This window comes from Alteromonas sp. S005, from assembly GCF_036864475.1.
Lineage (GTDB): Bacteria > Pseudomonadota > Gammaproteobacteria > Enterobacterales > Alteromonadaceae > Alteromonas.
This window is the reverse complement of the sequence record NZ_JAZETN010000029.1, coordinates 1-10,432: the sequence shown is the minus strand read 5'-3', so window position 1 is coordinate 10,432 and position 10,432 is coordinate 1. Positions and strand designations below refer to the sequence as shown.

The following is a 10,432-nucleotide window of genomic DNA, read 5'->3' as shown; positions in this document are numbered from 1 at the left end:
TTTTAACTTTAAAACCTTTGTCTCCGTTATATTTTTTGAAACTTAGACGTACTGACATAAACCTATTAACTTTTATTTTTACGGTTGCTCGTGGCTTGTCAGGGCTTAGCTGGCTTAATTGGTTGACGATGATTTTCAATTCGTTAAGGCTACTAGGATCAAAGCGTTCTACTGAATACGAGCTTTCTCCAGCGCAAAAGATCCTGTAGCAAAATGAGTTTGGTGATTCTTTCGGAATGCCAAATGTGAAAATAGCTGAATCGATGCTGATTCGGGAATGTACCTGCTCAAATTGCAAAAGCTAAAAACTCCATGGCGTATAACACCCGCATAACGGGCAAAAATACGTAGGCTACAATACCAAGCGAAGCGCAGGGAGCCTACGTGTTTTTGTCCCTAGCGAGCATAGCGAGTGTTAATGCGCTTGTTATACGCTATTTGCCACAATTGTAGCGCATTGCTACAATGTGTTTATGAACTGACTGGAGACATATTATGGCAACCGCGAGCGTAAGACTAGACCAAGATCTAGTTGAAAAAGCTACCATTATGGGCAAAGCACTAAATCGAACTATGCCAAAGCAGATTGAGCATTGGGCAAAAATAGGTGAAATGATGGAAGATAATCCTGATTTACCATACGAATTCGTGAAACAGGCAATTATTTCCAAAGCGGAAAAAGAGGCAGGAAAATTGGAGCCTTACGAATTTGGCTAAGATTACGAGTGTTTTACAGACAGCCAATTTTAAGAGAGCAGTAAAGAAGTTACATAAGAATCAGAAAAAAGACTTGGATAGAGCTGTAAAGGAACTGATGGCCGATCCTCTTTTAGGAGAACAGAAAAAAGGCGACCTAGCTTTTCTTCGCGTGTACAAGTTCAAGATGGTTAAGCAGTTAACCTTACTAGGTTACAGCTACGAGGATGGCACTGTGATACTTGAATTGATAGCTCTTGGTTCTCATGAAAACTTTTACCGCGATGTTAAAAAGTTATTCTGACCGGATGCGTATAACTTTAAGCTAAGGGGCGCTAGCGTGTGGGCTATAATCCGAACGAAGTGAGTCAGCCCACATGGCAGCGTCCCAGCGACCGGAGGGAGTGGCCTGAGCGTATTGTTAGCCGCGTTCGTGCCAATACCCTGGTTTTCGGTGGTTGTGCATAATAGCTACCACACTAATTTCCCTGTTTTCGATAATTTTATAAATAATAGAGTATGGGAACCTGCTTAAGACAAAGCGTCGATGAGTTTGCCCCATTCTTGTCCATGCCGATGGCAAAGAGCTAACTGAATCGATGGCTTCCTTGAGTTCTTGAGTAAATTCGTGACCCAAACCCAATGATTGTTCTTGATACCAATCAAACGACTCTTTTATTTCCCTTTTAACCTCCGGGTGAAAGGAAGCGGGCAGCATCTTTTAATTAAGATCCTTTTCTATCTCTTCCCAACTAATGCTTTTTACCGCACCAGACTCTAGCTCTGCGCTGCGAGATTCTGCAAGTTTTACCCACTCGGATTCCACATCGCTATCAATCTTGGTATCCATAGCCGTTAAAAGACAGTGGGCAGCAAGTGCTTTCTCTTTAGTACTGAGTTGCTCAATATTTTCAAGCATCACTTTTAATGCATCAGACATAAAATAACTCCCATTGGGTATGATTTGATATTACCACTAAAAAAGAGAAGTGAAAGGCTGGATTTACAAGTAGCGGCTAACGCTAAGCTAACGGGCGCAAATGCAGCGGTAAAATGCGAAGCACCGCTGCGTTTGTGTCCCAGTGTGGCACGCAGTGACACACGTGTTAAGCGCCTTGTTATACACAACTTACTGCTCGTACTTCAGTTTAGAGAGTTGGTATTGTAAATCCGCTCTTTTCACCAGCGCTTGACCAATAGCCGCAATATTAGCGCTAGCAAGCAATAAACCGGTCCAAGCATCTATATCGCTATCCATTACGAACTTATAGACAAACAATAGGGTTAACATAACAGCGAAAATTAGAGCAGGAATAAAAGATAAACGATTTATTTGGCTTTCAATTTTTTGAATCCTTTCCAGTTTATTGAGAGCTACAACCGCTTCGGCTTCTTCTTTTGTGGTTACATCCATTTTAATTTTCCTGTTGTGTATAACACCCCACTAAGGGGCGATAACACATGGGCTAAAATTAGGAACGAAGTGACGCAGCCCATGTGTTAGCGTCCCAGCGAGCACCGCGAGTGCCATGAGTGGTTTGATAATCATTGAGCCTCCTCCCTATCAGCATAAACTGAGTTTATCCTAATAGGCGACCAAACCAAGGGAGAAAACTCAATGAACTTTTATACTAATACACATCCGTACTATTGTGGAATCGATCTTCACACCAGACTGCTTTATGTCTGCATTATTGATAATGAAAACAACATTGTTGTTCACGAAAAAATAGATGATTCACCCCATAAACTGTTAGCGCTTTTAACGCCATATCTGGACAATATTGTTGTTGGAGTGGAATGTATGCACTGTTGGTATTGGGTCTCTGACTTCTGCGAAGAGCACAATATCGATTTTATTCTTGGCCACGCGCTGTACATGAAAGCGATTCATGCAGGTAAAACGATAAAATAGACGCGCTAAAGATAGCGAAGCTAATGCGAGGAGGAAACTTCCCTCTCGCGCATGCTTATTCAAAGGAGCATCGTTCGATTCGAGATGCGCTTCGCCGTCGCACGCACATAATGAGAATGAGTGCTCAACTGAAAGCGCACGTTGCTAGCACAGTCAGTCAATACAACTTACCCGCTTTAGAAACGCGGTTAGATTTAAGAAACTCACCTGATAGAGAAAAGATGCGCCACTTCTTTCCTGACGAAGCTGTGCAAAAGAGTATGGATTTAAATCTAAATATAATCGAAACCATGGTGAGTGAGCTCTACAAGATTGAACATTATGTAAAGACCCAGGCACAAACACACTGTGCAACAGATTTACATATTCTAAAGTCGCTTCCAGGTATCGGGAAAATTCTAGCCCTCACTATTTTGTATGAAGTTGGCGATATTAAACGGTTTCCATCAGTTCAGAAATTTGCCTCGTATTCACGGTTAGTAAGATGTAAAGCTGAGTCGGCCGGCAAAACGCATGGTACGCAGGGAAATAAGATTAGTAATGCTCATTTAAAATGGGCATTTAGTGAAGCAGCAGTGTTGTACCTTAAAGGTAATGACAACGCGAAACGATATCTAGCCAAGCTTCAAAAGCGAATGAGCAAGGCGAAGGCTTTATCTGCACTCGCTCACAAAATTGGGCGATGTACTTATTTTATGTTGAAGAACCAGCAGGTATTCGATGAAGAACGCTTTTTAAACGGGTAAGTCGCACAGTGGCATGAGCTTAAACGTCTAACTGGTTTAATGGTGAGTATCTCTTTTATCGCGCAATAGTCTGCAAAAGCAGCTTAGATAAATATACCGAAATGCCAAAACCTGTTGGTTTGATTAGACATGCCATTGTTGCGCATCTCTACCTTTTTACGAATTTGCTTACACCTTCACTGAACCTGATACTAACTGGTCAATGCAGCCACTTAGGTTTGAATAGGACAGAGGAAGGTTAACCGATGAATGTCTAGTGCCGTTGCTAGTCAAAAGGAATTGAAAAGCGCAACAACAAGAGCCTCTATATGTGTTTGACGTAGGCAATTCGCCTAACATCAGCCATGACAGACGAAGTAAACGAGTTCTAAAAAGGCAACGGTATTGATCTTGAAATAGCGGTCAAAGGGCTATCTTTTTTCATTGACAGCCCGGAGGCTCATATGTGTTATGTATCGATGTTTGATACATCAATCTTTGCCCATTGCCTCGAGGTCTGGCTTTCTGAAAAAATAAAATGTAAACCCCAAGATTAAAACGATTTGTAGGCTAACAATTAGCCAAAACATAACAGGGTCATCAGTTAAATAAGCGCGACCTGATTTGGTTATTACATAACCCTCTGAATAAGCTCTGTAAAGCCCATGTCCAACAAAAGCATAGCCCAAGAGTAGCCATATCCTAACAATAAAATGGACTATCTTTTTGTCTGTATTAGTAACGATGTTCATTTTTTTGCACGATACATAAACTCCCAAATATGGGGCGCAAACACGTGTGCAATAATGGCGAAGCCGCGCACGTGTTTGCGTCCGAGCGAGCGGCAGCGAGTGACATAATTTGTTTGTTAGCTACCATTGTTAAATTGAAAAGTGATAGCACATACGCTAGCATATAAATTATGAACAAAGTAGTTATTGACACCAGTGTACTTATTAGCGCCCTGATTGGCAAAACAGGACCAGCCCGAGAAGTGATACGGCAATGCTTGTTGGGCCAGTTAAAACCGTTGATTAGCACGACCTTATTTTTGGAATACGAAGCAGTAAGCAAGCGAGACAAAATCAAAGAGTTGTGCCCGCTTACCGAGGACGAAGTGAACAATTTATTAGCAGCATTTTTTAGTGTTTGCGAATGGGTGCAGATACATTATTTGTGGCGACCAAATTTAAAAGACGAAGGCGATAATTTTCTAATTGAACTTGCAGTAGCAGGAAATGCCGAGAGCATTATTACAAATAACCTAAAAGATCTGCGAAATGCAGAATTACAATTTGACGGTTTGAAAGTGTTAGCCCCAGAAGATTATTTGAGAGGAGTTTAATATGTCTACTCTAACTGTACGTTTACCGGACGATAAGCATAATCGATTGAAGGCTTTGGCTGCGCATAAAAAGTTGAGCTTAAACAAATTAATAGAAGAATTATCTACACAAGCGATAGCTGAATTTGATACTGAGGTAAGATTTAAGGCGATTGCTGCCACTGGAGACAAAAAGAAAGGTTTAGAACTTCTAGATAAGCTTGATTCACATTTTGGTAGCTAACGCTAAGCTTTGGGGCGCTAGCACGTGGGCTAAAATCCGAGCGAAGCGAGCCAGCCCACGTGTTAGCGTCCCAGCGACCGAAGGGAGTGCCAACAGCGTTTTGTTAGGCGTACAAATGAACGTACGCAGCTTTGCTGCCGCCACTAGCCAAATAGACCGCGTGTTTAAATTATTGAATTTAAGATAAAACAACCTAGTGCGAAATGCCAGATGTTAACGTTAATGCTGGATAAAAGAGCGAGTTTAGAAAGCTGGTGATATTGAATGTTGGCGTTACGGTGTTGATAAAAAGCGCGTTGCTAAAGCCGTTAAAATAACTTAGAAAGCTAGCTGTGAAGACAACCTAGCGAAACAACCTTTATGCTGGAATGTCACACTTAAACCCACTTTTTTATGCTGTAAGTAAATGACGCCTAACATTAAGCTAAGCGGCGCAGTTGCGTGGGGCATAATGGCGAAGCCGCCCCGCGTAAATGCGTCCGAGCGACCGAAGGGAGTGGTCTTAAGCGCCTTGTTATAAGCAAAGCCAGTTCCTTTGGTCTTTTTAAAAACTGTTGAAGCCAGCATACGATTGATTGTTAACCCAGACAAGCAAAACGACTGTGCAGTGATGTTTTTGATTTGATAGAAGCTAGCCGCCATCTGAGCTATCAAGTGTAATGGCGCTTGCTGACTCAAAATAATAACTTGGTGATAAAGCGCCTATTACATTACCTTTGAATTGAAAGCGGCGGATTTAAACCTACCACAAGCCAGAGCGATGCTAATGAAAACAGGTGAGGGCAGTTGCATTGGGATTTGTATTAAGCCAAACGAAGTTTAGGCTGACGCCTTATAACACCCCACTAAGGGGCGATAACACATGGGCTAAAATACGGAACGAAGTGACGCAGCCCATGTGTTAGCGTCCCAGCGAGCGAAGCGAGTGCCTTAAGTGGTTTGTTATAAGCCACTGTTTAAATTAACTTAGTACTAGCCAAAGGCCAAATAACAACGCAACAAATTTTAATGCAAGCTCCCCGACTGACAGTAGAGCAACTTTTTTTGAGGCATCAGGATTAGACCAACCACCTGCGAGATCATCATCTAGTGTTACGAAATGCCCCAGAAAAATTAAAAATAAAATTATCAGACCTGGTACACCTGAAATTACCTGATATTGCTCTATTCCTAACAGCCTGAACAAGGTAGAAAGCACTAGGGAAATGAAAAGAGTAGTACCAAAAATAATCTGAAATTTTTTCATATACAACGTGGCTTATAACTTTAAGCTAAGGGGCGCTAATGCGTGGGGCATAATAACGAAGTGGCCCCACGTGTTAGCGTCCCAGCGACCGAAGGGAGTGGCTTAAGCGCCTTGTTAGAAGGGAAGCCTGTTCCTTTGGCCTTTTTAAAAACTATTGAAGCCAGCATACGATTGAATTTTAGAACAAACAAGTAAAATGACTGTGCAGTGATGTTTTTGATTTGGCTGAAGCAAGCCGCCATTTGAACTACCAAACGCATTGGCGCTTGCTGACTGAGAATAAGAACTTGATGATAAAGCGCCTAATGCGCAACCGTAGAAATTAAAGCGGCGATATTAAAACTACCAAAAGCCAGTGCGATGCTAGTGATGGCAGGTGAGGGTAGTTGAACTGATTGTTTGACTAAGCCAAACGCAGTTTAGGCTGACGCCTTCTAACTTTTAAATAAGGGGCGCAGGCGCGTGGGCTACAATGCGAAGCAGCCCACGGGTATGCGTCCCAGTGACCAACGGGAACGACTTTATTTGTTTGTTATGTGCCATCAAGCCGAATTTTCCAAAAGAAGTGAATAAGAACTTATAGCGCCAAATAAATTACAGTTAGTTGCGATAGAAATTACTTTCCATCCCTCTTTCTCAATTTCTTCAATCTGTTGATTTAAGAGCTCCAAATCAGGCTCGGCAGAGAACCAGCTCTTTTTCTTTGAAACATTGACTATCTTTCGCATGTTACTTTCCTTGTAATAAACAATAAGAACTTTCTATTTAAGTGGCAAAACAAAAAATTTGGCACATAACTTTCCAATAACGGGCGCAGACATGTGGGGCATAATGGCGAAGCCGCCCCACGTGAATGCGTCCCAGCGAACGTAGTGAGTGTGTTTATTGGCTTGTTAGGTGCGTGTAGATACATCCTAGTTTTGCTTACTTGTGATTAAATAAAACGCTTTTATTGTTTGTTTCACTGAATAGTAAATCGCATACAAAGTTCCAAAACTGACGACAATAAATTTTATGCCTTCTGGCATGTTATTTAAGAAGCTCAATTTTAGACTAACAAATTCAAAACGGTCGTCATTCATCCATGCAGTAAAAGATTTGCTGAAAATCCACATAACAACACCAGTGAATATCCAATATAAAAGAGCGATAAAAGACTCTTTAAAAACACCACTGATTTTTCTATTCAAAGAAGCACCTAACTTTCCAATAACGGGCGCAGGCACGTAGGGCATAATGGCGAAGCCGCCCTGCGTGTATGCGTCCCAGCGAGCAGCGCGAGCGCCTTTAGTGTTTTGTTAGTTGCCACTGTCAAATCATCTATAAAATGAGAAATAATAAAACACGCACAGCATCAAAAGGAATGATGGTATTAGGAAAAATATTCGGAGTAGTCTATTTACTCTCGGCTTTGGCCATAAGAAATAGTAAATTAGTGGAGGAATGAAGAAAGGACTTAAAAAGACCGCAGGAATTAAAAAATATCCTCCCTCATAAGCAAAAAATCCTCCAAAGTGAAGCCAATAAATACCGAAAGTTCCTAATGTGCTAACTAGCGTTGTTAAGGCTAAAACAACGATAAGTACAAGAGGCTTGTGCTCAACACTTTGTCTAACTTCTTTGATGTTCGAACCTTCCATTGGCAACTAACTTTTAAATAAGGGGCGCAGACATGTGGGGCATAATGGCGAAGCCGCCCCGCGTGTTTGCGTCCCAGCGAACGAAGTGAGTGACTTAATTTTTTTGTTAGGTGTAATTGCCAATAAAAGGACCGTACAATTTAAGACTGCCATCCAAGCCATTGTGAACCAGTATATAACTCAATGACTCACCTTTAGGCCTAAAGAGAGTAAAAGCTAAACTATCTGAAACCAATTCACTTCTTAGTTCACACATTTCATCAATACCTAACGTACCTCTTTGAAACTCTCTGTCTGAAATGTTTTCATGAATTAAGTTACCGTTTTGAAGCTGTAGTTTTATATATTTTACTTCTAAATTTTCGCAGCTGCGCACTTTTACTGCATGAGCATTAAAACTGCTGAACGTAGCCATAACAACGACAAAAGTAAGTATTTTCATCATTACACCTAACGCTAAGCTTTGGGGCGCTAGCACGTGGGCTAAAATCCGAACGAAGTGAGTCAGCCCACGTGTTAGCGTCCCAGCGACCGAAGGGAGTGCCAACAGCGTTTTGTTAGGCGTACAAAGGAGCGTACGCAGCTTTGCTGCCACCACTAGCCAATTAGCCAGCTTGTTTGAATTATTGAATTTAAGATAAAACAACCCTGTGCGAAATGCCAGATGTTAACGACATTGCTGGATAAAAGAGCGAGTTTAGAAAAGTGGTGATGCTTAATGTTGGCGTTGCGGTGTTGATGAAAAGCGCGTTGCTAACATCGTTTAAACGGCAACAAGAGCTAGCCGCAAAGACAACTTGGCGAAACAACCTTGATGCTTTAATGTCACGGTTAAACCCACTTTTTTATGCTGTAAGTAAATGACGCCTAACATTAAGCTAAGCGGCGCAGTTGCGTGGGGCATAATGGCGAAGCCGCCCCGCGTAAATGCGTCCGAGCGACCGAAGGGAGTGGACTTTAGCGCTTTGTTAGAAGCAGAGCCAGTTCCTTTGGTCTGTTTAAAAACTGATAAAGCCAGCATACGATTGATTGTTAACACAAACAAGCAAAACGACTTTGCAATGATGTTTTTGATTTGACTGAAACTAGCCGCCATCTGAGCTACCGAGTGTAATGGCGCTTGCTGTCTGAAAATAAGAGCTTGAAGGTAAAGCGCCTATTACACCGCCTTTGAGTTGAAAGCGGCGGATTTAAACCTACCACAAGCTAAAGCTATGCTAATGAAAACGGGAGGGTAGTTGTAATGGGATTTTTATAAAGCCAAACGCAGTTTAGGCTGACGCCTTATAACTTTTCAATAACGGGCGCAGGCACGTAGGGCATAATGGCGAAGCCGCCCTGCGTGAATGCGTCCCAGCGAACGTAGTGAGCGAGTTTATTGAGTTGTTAGCCATACTGCGTATACATCCTAGAATAGTCTCTTTTGGCATTTACCAAAATGAATAAGCGGCTTACTATCTTCGATAGAAAGTGATTGAGTAATTTCTCCACTAAAGCGATTTATAGCTATATTGCGTTTGACATTTTTTCCTTGAATTTTGAATGATGTAGAGCCATTCAATTCTGTGTTGGTTAAATCGCCAAAATAAATTTCGTCTTCACTTGTTGTAAACGCGATGACGTCTCCATTTGTTGACGGAACATTAATCAATAAATCTCCAGTTGTCTCAATATAGTTATCATCGATATCTAGTGACCCGTACCACTCACATTTTAACGACAACTCATTTTCTTTTGACCAACTAAGTGCGGAAAAAACAACGAAAAGAAAACAGCATAATCTGCGCATAACTATCCTTGTATGGCTAACTTTTCAATAACGGGCGCAGGCACGTAGGGCATAATGGCGCAGCCGCCCTGCGTGTATGCGTCCCCGCGAACGAAGTGAGTGAGTTTATTGAGTTGTTATGTTGCACAGCCCAATACAGCCTATTTTTCATTAAAAACCATTTGCTTGAAGCATGTTATTGCTTCTTGAACATCCTTGAAACTTTTTAGTTCAAAGCGATTTCCACGCTCAAAATAGAATACTTCAATTTCACTACGTGCATCATAGATACAGAAACCTTCGTAAGACGGAAGGGTGTCTATTGCATAGATTGACTCGTTCACGCCACGAGCAATCATTTCTTTTTTCAGTTCTTGGAGTTCAATTCTCATCGTGCTACATAACGCTAAGCTTTGGGGCGCTAGCACGTGGGCTAAAATCCGAACGAAGTGAGTCAGCCCACGTGTTAGCGTCCCAGCGACCGAAGGGAGTGCCAACAGCGTTTTGTTAGGCGTACAAAGAAACGTACGCAGCTATGCTGCCACAACTAGCCAAATAGACCGCGTGTTTAAATTATTGAAATTAAGATAAAACAACCCTGTGCGAAAAGCCAGATGTTAACGCTAACACTGGATAAAAGAGCGAGTTTAGATAACTTGTATTGTTAAATGTTGGCGTTGCGGTGTTTATGAAAAGCACGTTGCTAAAGTCGCTTAAACAGCAATATGTGCTAGTCGCAAAGGCAACCTAGCGAAACAGTCTTGATGCTGGAATGTCACAGTTAAACCTACTTTTTAATGCTGTAAGTAAATGACGCCTAACATTAAGCTAAGCGGCGCAGTTGCGTGGGGCATAATGGCGAAGCCGCCCCGCG

General features: G+C 41.9%; 16 protein-coding genes and 1 pseudogene. 5 read left to right on the top strand and 12 right to left on the bottom strand.

Translation table 11 applies throughout. The annotated features are described in order from the left end of the window. Positions 1-298, bottom strand: a 298-nt coding sequence (locus V7R55_RS19200; protein ID WP_334060956.1) for a hypothetical protein, incomplete at its 3' end; no start/stop codon positions are given. Between the two features lie 197 nt (positions 299-495). Between V7R55_RS19200 and V7R55_RS19195 the strand changes: the two genes are divergently transcribed. Next, positions 496-717 (top strand): TA system antitoxin ParD family protein, encoded by a 222-nt coding sequence (locus tag V7R55_RS19195; protein WP_334060954.1) that lies wholly within the window; start codon positions 496-498, stop codon positions 715-717. Further along, on the top strand, positions 710-1,000 hold the full coding sequence (locus V7R55_RS19190) for a type II toxin-antitoxin system RelE/ParE family toxin (protein WP_334060952.1): 291 nt from the start codon (positions 710-712) through the stop codon (positions 998-1,000). The genes V7R55_RS19195 and V7R55_RS19190 overlap by 8 nt, the downstream gene beginning before the upstream one ends. Before the next feature lie 117 nt (positions 1,001-1,117). Here the strand turns inward: V7R55_RS19190 and V7R55_RS19185 are convergent, their stop codons facing one another. From V7R55_RS19185 to V7R55_RS19175, 3 genes are all read right to left on the bottom strand, one after another. Then, positions 1,118-1,414, bottom strand: a complete 297-nt coding sequence (locus V7R55_RS19185) for a type II toxin-antitoxin system RelE/ParE family toxin (RefSeq protein WP_334060950.1) — start codon at positions 1,412-1,414, stop codon at positions 1,118-1,120. Between the two features lie 3 nt (positions 1,415-1,417). Continuing rightward, positions 1,418-1,636, bottom strand: a complete 219-nt coding sequence (locus tag V7R55_RS19180; RefSeq protein ID WP_163111832.1) for an addiction module protein — start codon at positions 1,634-1,636, stop codon at positions 1,418-1,420. Between the two features lie 189 nt (positions 1,637-1,825). Next, entirely contained in the window at positions 1,826-2,110 is a 285-nt protein-coding gene (locus V7R55_RS19175) for a hypothetical protein (protein ID WP_334060947.1), read from the bottom strand. Positions 2,111-2,314: 204 nt separating this feature from the next. On the opposite strand from V7R55_RS19175, the pseudogene V7R55_RS19170 reads away from it, so the two are divergent. The 3 genes and pseudogenes from V7R55_RS19170 (at position 2,315) to V7R55_RS19160 (ending at position 4,904) form a co-directional block, all read left to right on the top strand. Beyond that, positions 2,315-3,357, top strand: a pseudogene (locus V7R55_RS19170) (IS110 family transposase). A 901-nt stretch (positions 3,358-4,258) separates the two neighbouring features. Then, positions 4,259-4,681 (top strand): putative toxin-antitoxin system toxin component, PIN family, encoded by a 423-nt coding sequence (locus V7R55_RS19165; protein WP_334060945.1) that lies wholly within the window; start codon positions 4,259-4,261, stop codon positions 4,679-4,681. A 1-nt stretch (position 4,682) separates the two neighbouring features. Next, entirely contained in the window at positions 4,683-4,904 is a 222-nt protein-coding gene (locus V7R55_RS19160) for a toxin-antitoxin system HicB family antitoxin (protein WP_012517112.1), read from the top strand. Positions 4,905-5,222: 318 nt separating this feature from the next. Here the strand turns inward: V7R55_RS19160 and V7R55_RS19155 are convergent, their stop codons facing one another. From V7R55_RS19155 to V7R55_RS19120, 8 genes are all read right to left on the bottom strand, one after another. After that, the gene (locus tag V7R55_RS19155; RefSeq protein WP_334060943.1) at positions 5,223-5,582 is read right to left on the bottom strand and encodes a hypothetical protein; all 360 of its coding nucleotides are present in this window, start codon (positions 5,580-5,582) and stop codon (positions 5,223-5,225) included. A gap of 283 nt (positions 5,583-5,865) precedes the next feature. Further along, positions 5,866-6,150, bottom strand: a complete 285-nt coding sequence (locus V7R55_RS19150) for a hypothetical protein (RefSeq protein WP_334060942.1) — start codon at positions 6,148-6,150, stop codon at positions 5,866-5,868. Between the two features lie 542 nt (positions 6,151-6,692). Further along, positions 6,693-6,878 carry a hypothetical protein gene (locus tag V7R55_RS19145; protein WP_334060940.1) on the bottom strand — a complete coding sequence of 62 codons (186 nt, stop codon included), beginning with the start codon at positions 6,876-6,878 and terminating at the stop codon, positions 6,693-6,695. A 186-nt stretch (positions 6,879-7,064) separates the two neighbouring features. Further along, the gene (locus V7R55_RS19140) at positions 7,065-7,340 is read right to left on the bottom strand and encodes a hypothetical protein (RefSeq protein WP_334060938.1); all 276 of its coding nucleotides are present in this window, start codon (positions 7,338-7,340) and stop codon (positions 7,065-7,067) included. Positions 7,341-7,896: 556 nt separating this feature from the next. Further along, positions 7,897-8,232, bottom strand: a complete 336-nt coding sequence (locus tag V7R55_RS19135; RefSeq protein ID WP_334060936.1) for a hypothetical protein — start codon at positions 8,230-8,232, stop codon at positions 7,897-7,899. A 321-nt stretch (positions 8,233-8,553) separates the two neighbouring features. Continuing rightward, positions 8,554-8,886, bottom strand: a complete 333-nt coding sequence (locus V7R55_RS19130; protein WP_334060934.1) for a hypothetical protein — start codon at positions 8,884-8,886, stop codon at positions 8,554-8,556. Positions 8,887-9,198: 312 nt separating this feature from the next. After that, positions 9,199-9,579, bottom strand: a complete 381-nt coding sequence (locus V7R55_RS19125; RefSeq protein ID WP_272983778.1) for a hypothetical protein — start codon at positions 9,577-9,579, stop codon at positions 9,199-9,201. A 140-nt stretch (positions 9,580-9,719) separates the two neighbouring features. Next, positions 9,720-9,950, bottom strand: a complete 231-nt coding sequence (locus V7R55_RS19120; RefSeq protein ID WP_334060933.1) for a hypothetical protein — start codon at positions 9,948-9,950, stop codon at positions 9,720-9,722. Positions 9,951-10,432: the final 482 nt, after the last annotated feature.

Coding starts and splice junctions, on each gene's coding strand:
- V7R55_RS19195 (WP_334060954.1), top strand. CDS start 496: ATGGCAACCGCGAGCGTAAGACTAGACCAAGATCTAGTTGAAAAAGCT.
- V7R55_RS19185 (WP_334060950.1), bottom strand. CDS start 1,414: ATGCTGCCCGCTTCCTTTCACCCGGAGGTTAAAAGGGAAATAAAAGAG.
- V7R55_RS19180 (WP_163111832.1), bottom strand. CDS start 1,636: ATGTCTGATGCATTAAAAGTGATGCTTGAAAATATTGAGCAACTCAGT.
- V7R55_RS19175 (WP_334060947.1), bottom strand. CDS start 2,110: ATGGATGTAACCACAAAAGAAGAAGCCGAAGCGGTTGTAGCTCTCAAT.
- V7R55_RS19165 (WP_334060945.1), top strand. CDS start 4,259: ATGAACAAAGTAGTTATTGACACCAGTGTACTTATTAGCGCCCTGATT.
- V7R55_RS19160 (WP_012517112.1), top strand. CDS start 4,683: ATGTCTACTCTAACTGTACGTTTACCGGACGATAAGCATAATCGATTG.
- V7R55_RS19150 (WP_334060942.1), bottom strand. CDS start 6,150: ATGAAAAAATTTCAGATTATTTTTGGTACTACTCTTTTCATTTCCCTA.
- V7R55_RS19145 (WP_334060940.1), bottom strand. CDS start 6,878: ATGCGAAAGATAGTCAATGTTTCAAAGAAAAAGAGCTGGTTCTCTGCC.
- V7R55_RS19135 (WP_334060936.1), bottom strand. CDS start 8,232: ATGAAAATACTTACTTTTGTCGTTGTTATGGCTACGTTCAGCAGTTTT.
- V7R55_RS19130 (WP_334060934.1), bottom strand. CDS start 8,886: ATGGCGGCTAGTTTCAGTCAAATCAAAAACATCATTGCAAAGTCGTTT.
- V7R55_RS19125 (WP_272983778.1), bottom strand. CDS start 9,579: ATGCGCAGATTATGCTGTTTTCTTTTCGTTGTTTTTTCCGCACTTAGT.
- V7R55_RS19120 (WP_334060933.1), bottom strand. CDS start 9,950: ATGAGAATTGAACTCCAAGAACTGAAAAAAGAAATGATTGCTCGTGGC.